The organism is Bacillus pinisoli, assembly GCF_023036475.1.
GTDB classification, from domain to species: domain Bacteria; phylum Bacillota; class Bacilli; order Bacillales; family SA4; genus Bacillus_BS; species Bacillus_BS pinisoli.
This window is the reverse complement of record NZ_JAJQKI010000008.1, coordinates 16,698-38,097: the sequence shown is the minus strand read 5'-3', so window position 1 is coordinate 38,097 and position 21,400 is coordinate 16,698. Positions and strand designations below refer to the sequence as shown.

Annotated in this window: 12 protein-coding genes; all 12 read right to left on the bottom strand. The window is 31.7% G+C overall.

What is annotated here, in order from left to right:
- Window positions 1-193: 193 nt before the first annotated feature.
- Complete coding sequence (locus LT143_RS12585; protein WP_246943767.1) at window positions 194-1,819, bottom strand: NERD domain-containing protein; 1,626 nt, start codon at window positions 1,817-1,819, stop codon at window positions 194-196.
- A 10-nt stretch (window positions 1,820-1,829) separates the two neighbouring features.
- Window positions 1,830-3,725: a hypothetical protein gene (locus LT143_RS12580; RefSeq protein ID WP_246943472.1), complete on the bottom strand. Its 1,896-nt coding sequence runs from the start codon at window positions 3,723-3,725 to the stop codon at window positions 1,830-1,832.
- Window positions 3,726-3,737: 12 nt separating this feature from the next.
- On the bottom strand, window positions 3,738-7,118 hold the full coding sequence (locus LT143_RS12575; protein WP_246943470.1) for a helicase-related protein: 3,381 nt from the start codon (window positions 7,116-7,118) through the stop codon (window positions 3,738-3,740).
- 19 nt (window positions 7,119-7,137) lie between these two features.
- Complete coding sequence (locus LT143_RS12570) at window positions 7,138-8,667, bottom strand: hypothetical protein (protein ID WP_246943468.1); 1,530 nt, start codon at window positions 8,665-8,667, stop codon at window positions 7,138-7,140.
- Window positions 8,654-10,582: a DEAD/DEAH box helicase gene (locus LT143_RS12565; RefSeq protein ID WP_246943766.1), complete on the bottom strand. Its 1,929-nt coding sequence runs from the start codon at window positions 10,580-10,582 to the stop codon at window positions 8,654-8,656. Before LT143_RS12565 ends, LT143_RS12570 begins: the two co-directional genes overlap by 14 nt.
- Before the next feature lie 22 nt (window positions 10,583-10,604).
- A complete protein-coding gene (locus tag LT143_RS12560; RefSeq protein ID WP_246943467.1) occupies window positions 10,605-12,137 on the bottom strand; it encodes an ATP-binding protein in 1,533 nt (510 codons plus the stop codon).
- A 623-nt stretch (window positions 12,138-12,760) separates the two neighbouring features.
- Complete coding sequence (locus LT143_RS12555) at window positions 12,761-14,101, bottom strand: IS1182 family transposase (protein WP_418909835.1); 1,341 nt, start codon at window positions 14,099-14,101, stop codon at window positions 12,761-12,763.
- Window positions 14,102-14,296: 195 nt separating this feature from the next.
- A complete protein-coding gene (locus LT143_RS12550) occupies window positions 14,297-16,186 on the bottom strand; it encodes a radical SAM protein (RefSeq protein WP_246943463.1) in 1,890 nt (629 codons plus the stop codon).
- A complete protein-coding gene (locus LT143_RS12545; protein ID WP_246943462.1) occupies window positions 16,183-17,496 on the bottom strand; it encodes a radical SAM protein in 1,314 nt (437 codons plus the stop codon). The genes LT143_RS12550 and LT143_RS12545 overlap by 4 nt, the downstream gene beginning before the upstream one ends.
- 9 nt (window positions 17,497-17,505) lie before the next feature.
- Window positions 17,506-19,479: an ATP-binding protein gene (locus LT143_RS12540; protein ID WP_246943460.1), complete on the bottom strand. Its 1,974-nt coding sequence runs from the start codon at window positions 19,477-19,479 to the stop codon at window positions 17,506-17,508.
- A complete protein-coding gene (locus LT143_RS12535; protein WP_246943458.1) occupies window positions 19,479-20,354 on the bottom strand; it encodes a hypothetical protein in 876 nt (291 codons plus the stop codon). Before LT143_RS12535 ends, LT143_RS12540 begins: the two co-directional genes overlap by 1 nt.
- Window positions 20,355-20,358: 4 nt before the next feature.
- A complete protein-coding gene (locus tag LT143_RS12530; RefSeq protein ID WP_246943457.1) occupies window positions 20,359-21,330 on the bottom strand; it encodes a DGQHR domain-containing protein in 972 nt (323 codons plus the stop codon).
- Window positions 21,331-21,400 lie beyond the last annotated feature (70 nt).

The window sequence follows — 21,400 nt, the reverse complement described above, 5'->3', positions numbered from 1 at the left end:
TAAAGTTTTAAATATATTCTACCATAAATGGAAAGAATTTAGGAGATTAGATAATCAGCTTAGGGCCAGTGTATGATTGGGAGTTTCATTTAATCATACACTTTTATTTTCACTTAATAACCTTACTAAAAAAACACCTCAGCTCATATTGGCCATGGTGTTTTTATTTTCTATAACCTATTAGTCTATAATTTTAATATTCTAGATATTCAATAACAAATAGTAAGAATTTTGCCCGGGTATACGCGACAAAATCTGTCTTTCGACTGGATTCTCTTGGGTTTACTTGGTGTTTATTATGCTTTAAATAAATTACTACATCTGATTCTAATCCTTTAAACCCTTGTACTGTTCGAAATAATACCTGCTCATCGGTTATATCTTTCCTCGATTCTGCGAAAGTAAAAGGCCCTAATGTATTCTTACCATTTAGAATTGAGTTCTCTATTATTCTATTAGAAAGGATTGTGATAGAAGTTTGTTTTACTAACTCTTTTTGCACTAATTGCTTTAGTATAGACTCTAACCTGTTTCTAGCATCTTTTTTTCTATTATGAGTTGAGAATTCTGGCTTAACTCCCGGTATATTATTTGCCTTAGTATAATATCCTAATTGGGTCTTATCTTTAACCCATTTCATAATCTCAGATGTATTTCTTAAATTTTCTTTTAGTCTAAATGGGGGACTTTCTATCATAAATCCATTCTTGAAATCTCTATTAAAAATATTTTGCTCAGTATCGTATAGTACATAAAGTTCAGATCTACTTTCATCGCGTAAAAATAACCTAATAGTCATAGCCCATTCTTCATTAAAATCTTGGGCTTCATCTACAATTATAGAATTAAATTTTTTTAAGTTTGATTTGTTCGCAATTTTATCAAAAACCCCTAATAACTCCTTATCACTTGATATTGTAAGGAAGTCTCTTTCATCTAATTGCTCTTTAACAAATTGCCAGAATGTATTGACAGTAATATTCCTATACTCAAATAGACGTTCTTTTAAGAATTCTCCTAAATCATTATTAAAACATAGAAGCAATACATCTTTCTCTTTCTCAGCTTCTCTAATAGCTTTTTTAACTGCAAGCCAAGTCTTACCTGTTCCTGCACCACCTGCAATTAAGGCATGCGAATAATTCTCTAAAAAATCTAAGTAGTTTTCTTGAATTCTATTTAAAATGCTCATTTTTCTATCTTGATTTTCTAGTACTGCACCAGAAATCGTAGACATATTTATTCGTTTATTAATTAGATTTATGAATTTTTTTCTTATTTCATCAACTAAAAATACATGGCTTCTTCTAGTTGAACTCCAATAATGGAAGATGCTATTGATCTTATTCTTTAAGTTACTCATATCAGAAAAATCTATAATAATATCTTTAGGAGCATCTGTGCCAAAACCTTCTGGCACATTATATCTAGGAAATGCACAAGCAAAGCCATAAACACCATTAAAAACTTGCTTATATTGATCTTCAAAATACTTTTTAAAGAACCTCATACTTTCTTCGGCTTGCTCAAAAGGACTTTTCTTTAGCTGTCTATATGAATTTTCACCCAAGTGTAGTATCCAGGCATCACTTTGTTTTTCAATCTGTTGTCCACCCTTTAACTCAATGGTAATATAGCCAAAGTCCGGATCAAATATTAGAAAATCACTCTCGCTATTCTCTCTTGTTCCGTTATTTTGAGAATACCATCGTACTGAGAAAAACACATGAATTTTATCTGATAATTGTTGTTTTAACTCATAATAGAAGTCCTTTTCAGATTGTGTACAATCAATAAGCTCTATGTCATTTGGATACATTTGTGCCAATTTAAATGTCCTCCCAGTATCCGTAAAATCTATCATCTGTAGTTCTATCATAGTGACCTAACAGAAATCTTCTATCCAAGTCCTTATTAAAATGAACACATGAAACCTCATTTAAATATAAACACCCTGAGCATGCGTGGTCCCTGTCAATACATATCGGATCAAAAATGCACTTTTCAACCGCACTTTTAGTAGATTCAAGCCATTTATCGAAATAAGCTTCAAATATATTAAACATTGCTCCTATATTTAAGCCCTGTGAGTTTTGGCAATAAATTAATATACCTGGAACATTTGGGAAGATATACTCTGATAACGAGTTCTTATCAAGTCCACATAAGTTAGCTGACTGCTTTAGCAGTGAATGACTTATTGAATGAATTAAATTATAAACATAATATGTTATCTTATCTGTATTCTCATTTATCTGGGAGAATGTTGTTATAGCACCAGGGTTAATATGATTTATAAACCATTTTTTTAATTCAGTTTCGTTAGTCAAATCAGGAACACTTTGTTCAGAGATAATATTATTTTTATGTAACCATTTAATAATTGCAGCTCTATCAAGTTCAAATAAAATTCCTTCAGTACTCATCTTTGCAGCGTAAATATTCTTTTTCTTTCTTTCTGCTGGAAACCCGACTAATGTTGCTTTACCCGGATCTGTCTCTTTCCTCGTATATCCGTATGATGCCATTATAAAAGGTATATCACCACTTGCCTGTACATGTTTAAATCCAAACTTTTTAGATAACTGCTCAAATTGTTCAGGATTAGCATTTGTATTAAGCTTTCTCGAAACTTTAATTGCATTTTCTAACGTAGATACATAAGAATTTGGTGGGTTTAATACTGTATCATACTCTAGAAACTGTACAGCCAAATCATTTAAATTATTTGGGTTAAGGTTTAGAATTGATTGGTTAATATCATCAACTGCTTCATTTACTACCGTCTCATTAGACTCACTAGAAAGAGTAACTCGTGCTATCATGGTAGCCTGCTCTTCTGAAACTTGTAATTTTTCCATATAAGTCTTTATAAGATCCTGAAGACGGTCACTTTCATCATCAGGATCATTTTTACTACTATTTTTTACAATCTTATTTAATTCTTTCTTATTTATTTTTTCTAACCAATTACTTATTACGATTCTACTACCATCTGTATTCGTTTCTAAAAATTTATCAAGGTCAACATCAACCAAGTCAATCATTGTTAAACTTTTAGGAAGATAGTTAGACATGTCTAATGCATTTTTTGTATACAAGTCTTTTTTCTTATCGCATGAAGGGCATTTCCTTCTAATCTCAATCTTTCTATGAGGTTCAAATTTACACCTAAAAGAAAAGTTACCATTATAATATAAGTGGTCTTTCCCATGGACTCTACATCCAATTGGTTCGACAGGACCTCCCCAACCACATTCACAAGCGTAAACTAAATTTAATTGTTTAAGTGTTCCCACCTTACATGCTGTACAAGTTCTATTCGGATTGTATCTGAAGAAATTCTCACTAGTATTATAGCTATGAACTTTTGAACAGTTCCCACAGAAAAAAGTCAGTGGGTTCACTTCTGTTATAACATCAGAATTAACCCCTGGAACCAATGTCCGAACAGAATATGTTTCTTCATTAATTGGGAAGATATAATCTTTTATTTTGCCATGATTATTAAACTCTTCCACTGTTCTCGAAACTCTTAATAACAATCTGTTCTTGTTTAATTCTTCCTTTGGGATTTCTTCACTATTCCATTGAGTTACGTAAGCTGTGTAAGGAGTGCGGTCTACTTTTTTATAAAAGTCAATCCATGAGTGTGGCAAATATTTATATAGTGCCTGGTTTAATCCTCGTTGCATCTGGTTATCTCGCAAATCACTACTACTCAATTTTATAACCTCCTACTTCATTTCTACAATAATAGGGGTATCAGTATCACGTAAACTGTTCATTGGAATTAGAAAGTCTAATTTCTCCATACCCTGGGTAATATATACGTCCCTTTTACTTCTTGGGCTAAAGTCTTCAACCTCGATATTGTTAAAAAACTTCTCCACTGCACTTTCAATCCATTCATCATAAATTTTTCCTATGGACCCACTATTACTCTGATATGCAAGCTTAATATGATTTATTAATTCTGCTTTGTTGATTTTCTCAGATAATATAACTTCCTTAAGTTTGCTCATCATATAAATATTATTTCCTAATTGCTTTTGCAAATGGAAATCATAATAATTTAGAAGTAATCCAGAGAGTATCCCCGGAAAAGTTCTTTCAATTGCTTTGGTTGCCCAACGGTTTATTGGTACTGGCTCTACTAGAATATCCTTAAATTCATGGAATTTAATAAAATTCTTTAAATAACTCTGGTCTTTATCGCGTGTTGGCCTCATTATCATAAATACTAAACCGGGATATTTACGTCCTACACGGCTATATGCCTGTATATATTCTGCTGTATTATTAGGCATACCAAAGAAGAACATTAAATTAAATTTATCTGCGTCTACACCATGTGAGATCATACTTGTAGCTGCAATTAGGTTTAATCCTTTATAGACATCTTTAGTCGTTTCAACTTCAGCTAATACTTTCCTTACGTCTTGGAAACTATCGTCACCCGTCATTTTACGGGGATCAAAAGTTTGTATGTTTTCATTTTTTAATTCTGTGTTGATTGGGTCATCTAATGCACTTAAAACTTTATTTCCATCTAGTTTAACATTGTTATACTGTAGGAAAATCCAATAGTCTTCTAGTAATTTAAGAGCCTCTTCTTTATTATTTAATTTCATATCAGGAATATCTAGAATTAATTCAGGCTCTATATAGTATTTCCATAAAACTATTTTCAAATATTTTAGTGAGTAAACAACACTATTAATTATTGCCTTACCAAAAGGTGCATATCCCACTATCTTTCTATGTGTTTCATTATTATCTACATATGCATAGAAGTTTCTATCAAGGTATGGTGATTCACAGGGAAAGCGGATTGGGTCCTTTAAGTATAAATGGTTACACTGCTCTCTATAAGCTGATATTGTTGCAGTTGCACCAATTATTTTAATTTTCTTCCTTGAAGAAGACAGATTTCTTACAAAGTATTGTATAAAGGTTTCATAATGTGAATCGTAGACCCCTAATGATTCCCTAATCAAGTGTAATTCATCTTGAATAAATAAAGTTGGAGCTGGGTCCTTAAGTTTAATTCTCTCAAGCTTACTTATATCCTTACAAAATCCTCTTTCAGTACAAGATAATCTACTAGAATAACCGTGGTCTGAACATTTTTGAGTGACTTCACCAAGTATATTTCTAAAATCTGCTTGTACACCGACTGAAGCAAATTTATCAATCGTACTAATAATTACAGATGGGAGATATCGATAAATCTCTCGGTCTACCATATAGAAAGGCAGTATTCCATTTGAGTTACAACTGTTATTACTACATCTATGAACTAAACGAAGTTCTTCTTTAATAAATTCCACGTTAACTAATTTTTCTCTACAATAAGGACATACATCTATAACTTGATACTCATCATTAAGGTCTTTTTGAGTCATATTTAAAAACTTTTCTGCTATCTTGTCTGTAATTTTATTGGGAGTATTGTTATCACCAACAAAATATCCTAATGAGAACTCCTCACTATCATGCATATCTTCATGGTCTCTTCTAATAATTTCAGCTACAGCTAGAATATCCGCAAGTCTTTGAACCTGTTGGACGGATAATAATCTTAATGGATATTTAATAACAGCAGTAACCCCAGCATTTTTATCTCTAAGCCTGTCGAAAAACAAATTAAAGATTGTAATCCCTAGGAATGCCTCCGTTTTCCCTCCACCAGTTGGGAAGTATAATAGATCAACCTTATCAATATAGCAAGGTCCCATTTCATCTTCTGTATATTCACTTGTACATACATCAGGAATATTTGACACAATAAATACGATTTGGAATAATCTCCAGCTTGCATAGCCTTTTGAAGAAGTACTAAATGCTTTATTTGTGCATATAAAGGCTTCTCTTATTAATTCATATTCATTTATAACTCGAATTCCATTTTTAAACCTATTTATTTCAATTTGAAAATTATCTAATTCTTTTTTAAATTGGTCCTTACCTTTTTCAGTAATTAAATTATTAGAGATGTTATTTTCATAATCATCTTTCCAGTTTTTATACTCTTTATCCATTTCAAAGGAAATCTTCTCAAGAGCTTGAACTGGATTTTCTATTAAGTCTTCAAAATAAGCCTTTATATCGTCTCGTGTTTTTAGTCTTTTTTGTTCGTATATAGGGAGGTGCGTAGTTATTAATTTATCCCCTTCTTCTAATACGGTACAATTATGGCCGATAGCATTCTGACGCTTATCATATTTATAATCATCTTCAAAATAAGGAAGTATTATAGGCTTAATGTCACCGTTTAAAACTTCTACCTCCAGGCCTGAATTAAAAAGAGTATTACTTCTTACTTTGTCTTTCTTATGAGTATCGGTATCTGTTAGATTTTTTATTGAAATTGAGACTTTGTATTCATTTCCATTTTTTCTAATTTCGCATTCTATACCTATATTCATTTTAGGAGCTTTTTTATCTCTAGAATAATTCCTTAATAGTTCGGACCAACTTTCTTTATTCCTTAAGTGCTTCAACTCAATATTATCTCTTACCATTCCGTAGGTCTCTTTGCTATCCTGAATCTGTTCTTTTATCCTATCTAAGTATAAATTAACTTTTGACCCAGGGTCTTCTTCCGAACTATATATCCCAATTTTTTTTTCTTCTTTATAGATCTCTCTTGGGGTTATTGATATAATTAAGTCATCGGGGATTGAAAGCTTCTTGAAAACAGAAACAACCTCTTGTGAATATTCTTTGCCATCTATTTGTATAAAATCTACAAGTTCATTATAAGTGCTGAACTCTTTATTGAAATGGTTCCTAGCCTGTTTGAGCATATATTCTCTTTGTTCTTCAAGAGTAGGAAATACTCTGTAATAAAATTCACCCTTTGGTTTGATATTAAAAGTGCTATTAATAAATGTTTCCTCAGTTATAAAGAAATCCATCCCAATCCTGCTTATGTTTGTTGTTGAAGTATTTTCATCATTCTGCTGATTGTGAATTGGAGAGAGTTTACCGACTAGTATTTCTTCTTCTGGATGATTATCAATAATCTTATATTTATTAGTTCCTTTAATCTCATCACAAAAATCCTCTAAAACTCTATTCATAAATAACGTTTTATTTTGATTAACACTCATTAATAACTTTCCTCCTCACTCACTTCATCTTTACTTCAATAGTAAGATTTGTTATTTCAGATGCTAATTTAACATTAATTCCTCTTCTTCCAATTGCAAAAGTATATTGGTCACTTGAAACCTCAACTTGTGCACTATCCCCTATAATTTCAACCTTCGATACTTTGGCAGGACTTAGTGCATTTTTAACAAACTCATTGTGATTTTCGGACCAAAGTATAATATCAACCTTCTCATTGTCTAGTCGATTCATAATTTTCTCTATCCTTTCTCCCTTATAACCAATACATGCACCAACAGGGTCAATAGAGACATCATGTGAATATACTGCCACCTTAGATCGAATTCCTTTAGCTCTTACTATTTTCTTTATTTGAACTTCCCCATGCTTTATTTCAGGTATGTTATTAAACAGCTCAGATAATTCGTGGTCATGGTTTTCTTTAATTGCTTCTGTTTCATTTTGACCACCTAATTTTATATGAGAAGTTAACTTGTTAAATAAAATTTGGAATTCATGAGAAGACAGTAAATACTTCCTTTGGTTTAAAAAATACAGATTATGTATAACATTGTCTATGTTTGTATTAATAACCTCAAGTTCTTTTAATGAATTCTTTTGTAGATTATAAAAACCTATTAACACATCTTCAACAATTGATATACTATATAAAAATTTCGGGGTTGCGTGCTTTAGGTTCAGTAGACTAATAAATTCCTCAACATTAGAGATGCTACTTTTCTCAGAAAATCTAATTATTTTATTATAACTTTCAACATAATTACTCAATGCTGGTAACTTCTTTTGAAGAACAATAAACTTTTTACTAATTTCATCATAATCATATTGTTCCTCTATTTTTTTTGTATAATTTTCAAAATTATTTATTAGTGAATTATTTATGTTGAACTGTAACTTTGAGTATTCTTCTAATAATTGATCATTTTCAAATAGGTCCTCACTCATTAAACTTGTCAATTCTAAGTTAGACCCTTCTTTCTTTGAAGGCTCTTCTTTTTTGAATTCATTATTAAGGACTAATAGTTGATTACACTCAGTTGCAATATTTTTATAGTCTCTTATAAGTATTTCATTTGCTTTACAAACTCCTGTACCAGCTATACCCTCTAAGCAAATAATTTGTTTTCCTACATTTAACTTATCATCTATAAATGCACTTTCAACATGAAGATTTATTCCAATATCCCCGAGTTCAGTTTGTAAACTCCTTGTAGATAGTGACCTTCCTACTTGGATTGATTTACATTCAATGTCTTTTTCACAGCTTAAGTCCCCAGTTACTTTAATTTCGTTAGCAGTAATTTTTCCTAAGACAAAGAGGTCCTTCTTTACGTGGATTTTGTCTACTTTCATGTCTCCTAAAACAAATAGATTATAGTTTGCAGTTATATCCGAAGAATCAAAAATATCACCTATAACGACATAGCTTGTCTCAAATAATATCGAGTCATTTGGAGTTAGGTCACTTTTATACACCCAGCTGTTAAGGGTATTATTAAAGGTCCCGCTATCTTTAAGAATAATCATTGTTCCCCTCCTCATCTTGTGAGGTTATTAATATATTACTGTAAATATTACTTTGGGTATTACTTAGTACAATATAAAGGTGATTTCTAGCTCGAGTCATACCAGTATAGAGTTGGTTAATATTTTTAAAAAAATTTTCTTTTCTTTGTTCTAGGTCTTCAATAGAAATAGAACGGTCTAACAATTGTTCTTCTTTATAAGCCTTATGGTAAAAGCCAAGAGGAAACAGGCCACATATAATCACTGCCTCGAAATCTAAACCCAGTGCAGATTCAATTGTACAGATAGAAACCCCTTTTCTCTCACCATATCTAGTGTAGTCATCTTCATCATTTAATAGTGGAGTATAATCCATATATCTATGATTAAACTCATCCTTCAACCATTCTAAAATAAAATACTTCATACTTTTATAAGTTCTCTGCGGAATAAGAATTGCTATTTCTGATAAAGGGATTTTGTGTTCATTGTTTAAGGTCTCAATTGACCTAAACACTTCTTTTACTTCATCATATCGGGAAGAAGGAATGACAACCGGACCATTACCATCCCTTTTTGCTCGTCCACGAAGAAATAGGTCTTCCTTTTGACTATAATCATATCCGACTTTTTCAAGATTCTCTTTGGCTATAGTAACAAAATTATTTATATAACTATTTATTTGTTTACTGTTTCTATAATTTGTTTCTATTCTAATGGTATTTTTCTCGAAGTTTGGAAATCCTTCATCTTCTACTTGCCATGGAGCAGCACCTTTTTGTATATTTTCATTCACATTTTGTGATTTATCTCCAGCAATTACAAATAGGTGTTCATTCTCCTCCTTAGAAATTAACATATTATAACAAAACTTAAACCAATCTTTTTTAAAAATCTGGACCTCGTCAATAAATATTGCATCATATTGTGGTAGTATTTTCCCTTTGTTAAATTCATCGGCTACTAATCTAAAAACGTCACTAAAGTATGAATCGGAAGATGTGTTATATGGATTCTTAATATTGTTATCTGCTAATAGATGTTGGAGTAAAGAATGAAAAGTTCGACATTGGACATTTCTATAAGAGAACCCAGCAACATCAATTCTCCATTGATAGTAATTAGCCAAGTTGGTATTAAAACATGTAATTAATATTTTCTTATCCGGATAAACACTTGCCATTTTAAAAGCTTTAGCAATTAACAGAGCACTTTTTCCACTCCCTGCACAAGCCAGCAAAAGTTGGTCTCCTGTTGTTAATTGATTAATAATGTTTATCTGCTCAGCATCTAAAGATAATGCTTTTACTTCTCTTTGCTGAGTTTCTAGTCGTAATTCATCGGCAATTATCTCTTTGACTTTGTTCTCTATTTCTATATTTTTAACTTTTACCGGGATATAATAATGAGGTGCCAAAACGAAACCTAAATTATTAAACTCATCATCATTTAGTGCCTCATTTTGTACATCATCCTTCTTAAATAATTGGATAAGCTCATTTTCATTGTTAAACTTAGCAAAGAATGCATCTTTAAATATACAATGCTTCTTACAAAACTCCTGGTATCTATTAGACTCTTGAGTATTTATGCTTGAAAATATATATATCCAATTAAAACCAAACTTTAATGAATTATTTTCGGAAACTAGACCCTTTTCCCGTTTTAACTTATTAAATAAGATCTTTTCTTGCTTCTCCCAAATCATAGGCTTAACTATTGTTAAATACTCATCGATATCTGGAGGACTAGCTTCATCAACTGTTAGACAAAGTACCCCAAGAGTTCTATGAAGCAATACGAATGATATATTAAGTATACCTGTTGGATTAATCTCTAAGAATAAAACAAAGTCATCAGAAAGATTCTTTCTAAGCATAGAGATCAGTAACTTCTTATTAGGAGAAAGATTTAGTCCATCATAATCTTCTGGCACTAAAATCAATTTTAACACCTCATTAATTACTAGTAGATTTTGTACCAAACACTTTTATTAACTTTTTATATGCATGTGAAATTAATTCATCTTCATTTGTTAGTCCTTCTTTTTTGAAGTATGTTTTTATTGAACTAACCATAATTTCATATACTTGTTTTTCTTTTGGCCTGAAGTCGACCTCAGTATTTACTTTTTTGTTGTTTTGCATTTCTTCAATTTTTGTCTTTTCTTGATTTAAATCTTCAATAATCTTAAAAACATTTTTTCTTAGCTCGTTCGAAAGAGCAGATTTATTTTGCTCTAATTTTCTCTCTAGCTTTTTCGTAGTTTCTTGTATTTCTTTCTTTTTTTGTATTATTACGTCTTTAGGTAACTCCTCAGGTGTCACAGACTGGATATTTTGAATCACTTTTTTAGTCTTTTCTAATTCTTTAGTTATGGAGTTGACTTTAGAAGTTTGATTCGCAGTTCTATCTAGAACCCTCCCTAGTTGTTCTCTAAGGTTTTTAAACAGAATTTGTCTAGCAGCATTACTTTCAAAATTATCTCTTGCAGAAGTTGGAATTAATTCTTCGTCCATAATATAAACCTCACCTGCAAACCATCCAGATAAAAACTGCCGTCCTGAGCTAAACAAAACACTTGTTAAAATATCACTTGAACCAATCATGAAGCCCTTATAGATCGCTCGTATATTCTTTACTTGATCATTTGTAATTGCTTTTGAATTACTACCATTTTTCATTACCCAAGCATAAGCTACTATATCATCACCATTATCGGAAAGGATTTCATGAAAAGTGAGGCCTGAAAGGCCGTCTGAATCCGAATACGGCTTTAAGACCTTTTGACCGTTTAAAAAAATTTCAACAGTCCTATAAGAGTTAACATTTGATAGCAATTTATCTTGAATTATCTTACCCAATTTAAATTTATTATCGTCAAAGTCCACAGGCATTACTTGACCAATATGGGACATTAATGTTTCGGTACTTAATAGGTCGTTTGCATCCTCTTTAATATCATGTAAAATGACTTTTGTGTAATGAGTATTAGGGTCCTCAGGGAACTCTTCTATAATTGTATGATCATTTATTAATTCATTTAAAGGATAGTTAATCCCTACCTTTTTTCCTTCAATTACTTTGTTTAACATCTTAGAAGCAAGAAATTTAACCCTATATTGATATGGAATATTATATTTTGATGTGACAACCTCGAGGTCTCTGGCTACACTTAAGCCCGCTAATTTCCCAATACCCCTAAAACCAGTGCTTTTAGTTGTAATTTTTTCAGAGTATCCGAAATATCTATATTTTTCAACAGTGTCTCTATCCATTCCAATTCCTGTGTCGTGGATAGTTATAGAATTCCCTTCAATATTTATGTGAATTTCTTCCGACCCTCGTACTCCTAATTCACGTAAAGATTGAATAGCATCATAACCGTTCTGTACATATTCTCTAATTATATCTAAATTATTGGGATATAACCCAGTTGTTAATACTTCCAATACATATCCGAATACATGATCGTTTGTATTATTCTGCATTTTTTAAATAATCCCCCTCAAACAAATACCTCTACTCATACTATTATACTATATTAATTCCCTTTTATATTTGGAAGAAAATGTATTAACTTGATTTTCTTTTTATATAAAAACTGCGTTATTTTTGGAAAGATAGGTCCATAACCCCGAGTAAATAAGATATTTATATCCTATTTAAATTGATACCAAAAAATATACCCGTCTTAAGAAGTAGCTTTTTTACAACCTAATACTAAAACGATAAAACATGTGTTTCTTGTTTTTTCTTAAACGCAGTCTTTCCGTCCCTAGCTAGCATTTCCCGAAAACATAATTTCCTTTATGGAGCTGAGCTAGTATATTCCTATGTTGGAATTCCGAACTCTAAAAGTTATAATTTCAAAATTTTTACTATTAAAATAGTATCAGATTATTTAGCGATAGTCTAACTAACTAAAAGAATATAAAAATAAAGAAGTAACTAAATAAAAAATGTCCTGTTGATTAACAGGACATTTTTTATTTCAGAGTGTAGACAAAAGGCATTTAGGAAGCTTTCTCTTTTCCTAAATGCCTTTTTAATTATGTTAATTTCTTATAAATCACCCTTAGAGTCAGATAGTCTACCTTATTAAACTTATTATTTAAGCATTTTCTGGACTACTCCAAGTCCAGTTGGCTAATTTCTTTAAGTTCATTGCAGCAAAAGTAAGCATCGCCTGCATGGACAATTTTTTTATTCCCCTGAGGGTAGTCCATCGCATACCATGCTTCTCTTTTGCGTCAGCAAAAGCACGCTCAATTGTTTCTTTTCGTCTTGCATAAATTTCTTTCACTTCGGGGGTATGACGAAGGTGATCTGCTTCCTCTACACAAGCTTCCCAGATGTGACGTTGTATTAACTTTTGATGATTTTGACTCTGAGTACATTGTTCTAATAAAGGGCAGCTAACACACTTCAACGGATTTGATTTATACTGTCGATAACCTTCCTTAGTGGTCGTAGTGTATGACAATATCTCTCCTTGCGGACAGATATAACAATCATAGTGCTCATCATAGGCGTAGTCATGTTTGCGCAGGTAGCCTTCTTTTGTTTTCGGCCTAGTATAGGGAAGAGCAGGTGTTATACCATTTTCTAATAAGAAATTACAAATTGCAGGTGTCTTATAAGCAGCATCAGCAGCAACGGCCAAAGGTTTCTTAACGTTATTCATAACTTTCTGAACCAATGGCTGTAATATATGGCTGTCATGAACATTACCAGGTGTTACCATTGCACCAATTATAAAGCCGTTTCGATCGGTGGCAGCATGAAAAGAATAAGCAAATTGCTTAGTTCGTTCATCTTTAACGTAATAACCACTTTCCGGATCTGTCGTGCTCTCTTTGATTTCTTTTATTTCTTCCTTTTCAAACTTTTCAGGTGGGAAAGGTTTCTTCCCGTTATCAATTCTATCTAAATTGAGTTCTTCTTGAAGCTTCGCTTCATAAGCTCGTGCTTCTTTTCGAACTATTTTCTTTTCAAATTTGCGTTTATTTGCAGAAGCTTTAACATGAGTTGAGTCTATAAAGATGTGGTCTTCACGTAACAGACCCTGATCCATAATTTCTTTCAAAATACGATAGAAAATCTGTTCAAAAAGCTCGCTCTCTTCAAAACGTCGTTTATAATTCTTACCGAAGGTAGAGAAGTGTGGAACTTCAGTATAAAAACCAAATCCTAAGAACCAACGGTAGGCTACATTCGTTTCAATCTCCTTTATGGTTTGACGCATGGAACGTAAGCCAAATAAATATTGTATGAAAGTCATCTTTAATAACACAACTGGATCAATACTAGGGCGTCCTAAAGTTGAATAAAGATCCTCAACCAATGGATAAATAAATGAGAAATCAATAGCTCTTTCAATCTTCCGTACCAAATGATCTTCTGGTACTAATTGATCTAACGTAATCATTTCTAATTGATCTAACGTAATCATTTCTAATTGATCTCTTTCTATACTATTGCTTCTCGTCATCATTTCCCATCACCTCTAGTATTTACTAAGATTATTGTAAATTAAAAAAGACTGTAGGCATACTCGAATTTATTCGAGTTTGTCTACAGTCTGAAATAAAAAATGTCCTGTTGATTAACAGGACATTTTTTATTTAAATTTCATTTTTATACTTGGTTAAAGTACCGACTCATATTCCCCAAATACTTTTCTAAAGGAATTCGAAACTTTTGAATCACCATAAATATTAACAGATCCACCCAGGACTTTGGTATTAATTCTTTGCATAAAACTCTCTAGCCTTGTGTAGTCTTCTATTTTTAAATCATAGCCACTGTTTGTCTCAGCCATTTGGTCTCTTAGATAATTATAGAATGGTAATAGTTTACCATTTAAATGTTGAAGGTCAAATCCATTCTCTTGGATATAGTCCTGATACATGTCAAAGACTTGTGTGGAAGGAACCGGTGTAAATAGCATAGGTATAACTGATCCTACTCTTTCAGAAGCATATAAGGCTGTATCATAAATCTCCTCTATGTCTTCTCCTGGTAAACCAAACATAACAAATGCGTTTATACTCTGTCTTCTTGGATCATATCCAACCTCTGTTAAAGCTTGAAGAAGTGCTTCGAATCTATCAAGGTTACTGTTCCAAGACCTATTCCAACGAGCATTAGTTTCTTTTTTTATTGTCTCAAGAGGAAGATAAATTCTTTCAAAACCAGCCTGTTTCATTAAATATATTACTTCAGGAACTCCTACTAGATAAAGGTCTAAACTACTCTCTTCTTCATTTTCAAGCACTAATTCATGTCTTCCATGATTTTTATATATCTTTTTTAATCTCAGAGTATCCGTATCAGCTACATTAACTGTAATGTATTCAGGAGTTTCTTCTATTATCTCTACAGCACCTTCCGTAAGGTCTTCTTCTAAAATAACTGTGAGGTCCATTTTATCTTCAGGTTTAATATCTGTTTTACCTTCGTCTAATTTCAAATTATATAGACTTTCACATGTCAATGTAGAGATAATTCTATCTTCGTTTCTAATCTTTAACAAGTAACGCTTTCTATCCCCCATCGCAACACCAATTTCAATACCTTCTGGTGCAAATAATTTTATCCCATGGAGTGATTTATCTGACATTACTGCTTTAACTATTGTCTTGAATTCTCGCATTTTCATCAATAAGTTATCTTCATAGAAGCAGAATACACGAGTTCCTTGCCGAAACATTTCTTTAATCTCTTTTATTACGTCTTCTAACGTTCTATTTCTTACTTTTGTCCCATCATTAAGTACATTCGAAGCACAGTATGCACAAATATGAGGGCAACCTCTAGATGTTGTTAAAATTGTATAAGGTGGTCTCTCATCATCTTTATATAAATCAAGTGCCAAGTTTAGGTTTGAAGCAGCAGGAACTTCATTATATACAACTATATGCTTGGACATCTGGTCTCGGTCATTAAGATCTAATAAATCTCCTTTAATTACTAAAGGGTCTATGCCTAGCTTTGTTTGCGGATGATTATATTTATGTGTTAAGGTTGGATAGATTCCCCCAACCCTAATTTTAGCATTAGGGAATACGTTTAGAGCAACTTCAATTACATCCCTAGTACTCTCCCACCAGTAAGTCATTATTGACGTAATCCAAACCTCTATATCCTGGTAATTTTTATGTTTAATATCATCCTTTAATTCTGTTAATCTTTGTTCAAGTAAAAATCTTGGCATTCCAAATGTATACTTCCATTTTTCGTTAGTCTTTAATTTATAAGACGGTTGTACTTCTTTTTCAATATTTGTTCCCAGTACAGCAACAGATTTCTTTTCTTTTCTAACTGCATCATAACTCTCAAAGTCTACTGCTTTGCCAGAAACACCACTATCTTCACCATAAGGATTCAAACAATCAAATAGTTTTAGGTCATACCCCTCATCACGTAGCCATGTCCCAATTTTTAACAATCCATGTGGAAGGCTCCATCTTGCCCAATATTGAGTATCATATATAGGTGGATTTATTAAAATTGCTAACTTATTTCTCTTTTTCATATCGTACCAACTTTCTTGCCTAAGCTTTTCCGTAATGAAGCACTTGTATACGATCCATCAAAATAATTAAAGGAATTACCATTTCTTTTCTCGTTTAAGAAGGCCGCATGTTGATAGAAATCTTTATATTCAGATCTTGTAATACCATTCGTATCAGCCATTGGAAACAAATGTGGTGATAAGTAATCAACACCTAATTCAGCAGTAATTTTTTTATATTGCTCTGAACCTAGACGTGGGGTAAAAGGTTTTGGTATTAAGGAAGTGCAAGTTTCTAAAATATTAAAACTATGCTTAAACATTTTCTCTAAATCATCGTCTGGAGTTCCTATCATTAAAAAACCAGCTAAACTCCCTGAGGGAATTTTCCTTATAGAGTTATATTCAATTAGGTCATAGTAGATTTTTTTATAACTATCTAAATTAAGTTCATTAGATTCAAGCTCATATTCAAAGAAGAAGGACCTAAATCCACCCTTAAGCATTCTATGATATATATCTCCTTTGGCATTGGCCGGTTGTAAACCACATATACCATGAAAATTAACATTGATATTTTTCTTATCCAGAAGTTCAAATACATCCAACAATTCTTCTTGAGCATTTTTCAGAATATCTTCATCATAAATAACAATGTCTTTGATATTACTTTCTTGCAAACTTATAATCTGTTTGTATAGATTTTCAACTTTATTCTCATTATTAAAACGAACTGCACCAAAATTAATATCTTTCTTGTCATTTAATATAGAAGATATATTACTCTTATAAATTTTGTAATTAGGGAGATAGTGTTTAGAAGCAAACTCTCCCTTTACAACAAAATCAGCTCCTGTTTTTAAAGCTTCGTTTGTTTCAATAGCAGGAAACGCACCAATTAAACTAATAGATACATCGGGAAATGTTGTCCTAAAATACGGTAATAACCTTAAAACTGGTTCATACCAATATGAAGTAAGTGATGTAATAACTATGTGAGTAGGCTTCCAACTAGAAGAGACGAGGTCAAGCCTTTGGGATATCTGTTCTAGCGGAGTACCATATAGTCTTGTCTTATAACTTGTATTTTTTATTGTTTTTTGTTTATATTCCTTAGCTGTTACCCTCCCATTTTCATCTGGAAGCATAAAATCTAAAATTTCAACGCTACAACCTATTTCCTCTCTTAATTTACTACTTAAAAGTAAGAGGTCAAGAGGTTGATTCCATTTTAACCAAGCATATCTAACTTCCTGGACCGGTGGATTAACTAGTAATACTTTATCTTTTTGTGATAGTTTCCCCAACCATGAAATCGTATTTATTTCCATTTCTATCACCTACTGGACTTTATTTGTTACGACCTTAATATAATTATTTAATTGGTCTTGTGGAAGGTCAGATGCTACTGTTGCTAAACAATGTTTAATGTAAGTATTATCTCCCATACTCGCACGCATTGGATGATTCCAATTAATAAAGATCTTTTTTGCCTTAGGATTAACTTCGCAAAATAAACTAGAGTTATTTGCTAATTTATAAATAATATCAAAATTAATTCCTCTGATACTAATATTGCGTCTCCAAATATCTGCCTCTTTATTTAACAGCAACCTTTTATTACCATAATCAATTTTGTAAGGACCATCAATACTGTCAACTAAATTAACTTCATAGGAAGCTAATTTACCCTCAGCTTTATACTGAACTGCTGGTGAAAGTGACATTTCATATCTACCCTTTTCTAGAAAGAATTTATCTTCTAATTCTGGGTTAAGGGTTCCTAGTTCGCCAATAATCATAGCTGTTTCTTTAATTGCTGTTCTCTGACCTTCATATTTTTTAACGAAATTATTAATACTTGCTCTTACTTCACTTCTAAGGATAATTGAATCCATTACATCCTTTAGCAAACCGAAATATCTTTCATTATCTTCACCAATTAACATTTCTCTTATAAAGTTGTAAATTCTACTTTCTTTATAAAAACCTTCTCTTCCAGGATTAATATCCTCTATTGCGTTTGTACCTCTAATAATGTTAATTTCACCAGAAATTTGACTTAATGCAACTTTTGAAGAGCCTGTAAATTTTTTATCTAAGTCAAAATATGTCGGTTCACCAATTCCCACACCTTTAACCCTAATAAGTATTCCCCTAGATTCTGCAGGAAAAATCGTTGTTGATTGTCCTATTAAAAACCCTTTTATTTCCATATTCTCATCTTGGTATTCAATTAATTTTACTATATCACGGTCATCTTCCATCTCAAGTGGTTCTACAGGTTGTATGATTTGACGCGCTAGTGGTTTAAAGTCAATTTCGTCTAATGAATAATGAACATTTAGAATATAGCCTCTGTTTTCACCATCAATGTCATTAGATATAAACTTCTTTAATTCATTTGGTATGTTTTTATGGATATTTGATTTAATTGGTATTGTTCTACTTAGATTCCAAAGGAATTGTTCAATACCACTATAGCTTTCAATATTACGGGCACCTTTTTTTCCTTTCTTACCTAATTCATACTGAACAAATTCGTTTATATTATTAAGAACGATTTTTGTATAAGATTCACTCTTATTCTCACTGTTTACTTCCTTTAATGAGACCTCACAAAAATTATCTATATCCTCTAAACTCTTACTAGAATCCAATGCGAACAACCGGTCAAAGTTAATTATTGCACTTAGTTCGATGTTTGAAGAGTCGAATGAGTACCACACTTTTATTGATTCAATTGTGTGTAATAATTTTAAGGTATATCCCTCTATAATCACTTCTATTTCCATATCGTTTTTATCAGTAACTTTATCTATTTTTATATACTTTAGAATTAAATCATCTTTAACCCCAGTGGTTAGTATATCTGATAAATTTATATCTAAATTCCCTTTAGGCTCTAGTAATAAAAATGAGTTACTAGTACCAGATTTTTTTGTAGTTACTTTTATACTCTCACAATATCTAGCTGGTGCCAGAAACCCAATTCCTTTACCTCCGATTCTAGGTCTACCACTCTTTGTATATTCCTCTTTAGCAAGGCTTTTACCAATACGAATATAATCTCTTATAAACTCTATTGGATTCATTCCATGTCCATCATCTTCAATCGAGAGATGTTTATAATTGTCTATAAAGTTCAAATAAACATTTTTTGCATCTGCATCATAAGAATTTGATACTATTTCTTTTACTGCCTTAACAAAGGGCTGGTAGACTCCTGATAGTTCTCTAAGAACAGATGGACTAATTCCGCCAAATCTCGTACCTACACTTTTTACCACTTGCTTCTCTTCTATAGAAACCATTAAAGATCCTCCAAATTAATAATTAATATTGATCCCTCTTCATAACTTTTTATTCCATATAATATAACTTGCTTATTAGTAATAGAATTTAGACATAGGTCTACGTCTCTGAATTCATTTTTTATCTCAACAGTTTTTTCAGTTTTATAAAAATGTACAATAACGTTGTTCTCATTTGTAACCCACACTACACAATAACTATTAATTAATACACTGGTAATAGTTGAATCGTTAGACAAGTTATTCCTTTCGGACTGAAATGTACCAAAAACACTCTTATTAACATGTTTCAAATCTTCTAATTTAACTATTTTTTCCAGAATCGAGTCAGGTTTTACAATGTAAAGTTCATCATTTGAAAGGTTCGAATATATATAGTGGTTGTCTATAATTCCTTGAAATTCAAACATACGGAAATCATTTTGACCTATCAGCATTTCGTAACAGTTTTTATCTTCAACTGATGACTTAGTATCAACCTTACCTGTAGCAAGACTTACTTGTAATTTTCCGACATTCCATGTTTTTGTTCCGTTAAAATATGGCACTCTATATTTTTCAAAGAGGAAATCTTCCTTTATTCTCCATTCCCTTTGAAAAGTATGAATATTGTAGGCTGTAACATTTCTCAAACTAATATGGGACCTGGCATCAAGCAACCTACCTAAAATTATTAAATCACTGTAATTACCGAGGATTACATTAGAAGTAGTTTTCATTTTATCTTGTTCTATTTTTAATGGATCTAATTTAAATAGTGACCTTTCACCCGATAGTTTATTTAGTATGTATAGCTTGTCCTCTATAATAATTGTCCACTGAGTAATATCCCAGTAATTAGGAAGTCTTCCCTCCCATACTAATTTAATCATCATGTTATCAATCCTTAAAGATTATTGAATCTAATTCATTCTTTATTAAGTCTGCACCATGACGGCCAGAATACCCCTTAAAATCTCCAGTACTCATCCAATTAACTTTTGATGCCTTGCTTAGATAACTGTTTAACTTATCTTTATTAAGTCCATTTTTTTGGTCGTTTAAGCAATTTGGAATAATAAAGCCACCCAATTTACTTAATGCTAATGTTCCAATTGCTTTAGTTAGAAGGGAATTCTTTTTTGAATCCCATGCCTCCGGCCAAATTTCAGAGACAACACTCCAAAAATCAATAGCAATATTATATTTTTGCTCAAAATTTAATACCTTGATTTCCCCAGCTTGAAGCAGTTCTATTATAGAGCTTCTTAGTGATTGAAGTGAAACAGGTCTCTTAGTGCCTCTTGCACCAACTAAATTTACATTTTGATACCAAGGGCTATTAATATCAGACTCTAGTTTTATAGCAACCTCTGAGTATTCATCATTATTTCTACCAATAAAATGGACATGACTCATGGATACCTTTTTCTGTTCTCTATTAATTGTGATAAAAAGTTCTTGTTCTATTTCTGGTTCTAAATTTTCAAATATCAAAAATGGAATAACGATATCATCTTCAAAATGTCTAATTATCCCTAAACTGCGATGTTGACCATCTATAATTGAAAGGCATTCCTTTACCGGTAATTCTATATAACCGAATCCGGGAGCTACTTCATAGTATTTTATTTTAGTTCTAGAGTTTAGCAATACTGGTGTTGAAAAAGCCGAGTTAACTGTCTTTAAGTATTTAGCAAAAGATTCTGCCCTCTTTTGGTCCGGTGGTCTTTGATACCCAAGTCTATTATTTATTGGTGGGTAATGGTCAGAAAACAACAAAGTACCTGCATTTTTTTTTGTCAAAAATCCCGAATATGTATTCGTTTCTTTTTGTACAGACTTCATAACATTAATCTTAATATTAGACATAATATCCCCCCGTTCGGCAAAATCTATTAATAGTATAGCAAACTAATGTAACAGTTACATATGTTTTTGT

Excerpts from the sequence above, each read along its gene's own strand:
- LT143_RS12550 (WP_246943463.1), bottom strand. The coding sequence starts at position 16,186 with ATGAAAAAGAGAAATAAGTTAGCAATTTTAATAAATCCACCTATATAT.
- LT143_RS12585 (WP_246943767.1), bottom strand. The coding sequence starts at position 1,819 with ATGTATCCAAATGACATAGAGCTTATTGATTGTACACAATCTGAAAAG.
- LT143_RS12535 (WP_246943458.1), bottom strand. The coding sequence starts at position 20,354 with ATGATGATTAAATTAGTATGGGAGGGAAGACTTCCTAATTACTGGGAT.
- LT143_RS12575 (WP_246943470.1), bottom strand. The coding sequence starts at position 7,118 with ATGAGTGTTAATCAAAATAAAACGTTATTTATGAATAGAGTTTTAGAG.
- LT143_RS12570 (WP_246943468.1), bottom strand. The coding sequence starts at position 8,667 with ATGATTATTCTTAAAGATAGCGGGACCTTTAATAATACCCTTAACAGC.
- LT143_RS12530 (WP_246943457.1), bottom strand. The coding sequence starts at position 21,330 with ATGTCTAATATTAAGATTAATGTTATGAAGTCTGTACAAAAAGAAACG.
- LT143_RS12545 (WP_246943462.1), bottom strand. The coding sequence starts at position 17,496 with ATGGAAATAAATACGATTTCATGGTTGGGGAAACTATCACAAAAAGAT.
- LT143_RS12555 (WP_418909835.1), bottom strand. The coding sequence starts at position 14,101 with ATGATTACGTTAGATCAATTAGAAATGATTACGTTAGATCAATTAGTA.
- LT143_RS12560 (WP_246943467.1), bottom strand. The coding sequence starts at position 12,137 with ATGCAGAATAATACAAACGATCATGTATTCGGATATGTATTGGAAGTA.
- LT143_RS12540 (WP_246943460.1), bottom strand. The coding sequence starts at position 19,479 with ATGGTTTCTATAGAAGAGAAGCAAGTGGTAAAAAGTGTAGGTACGAGA.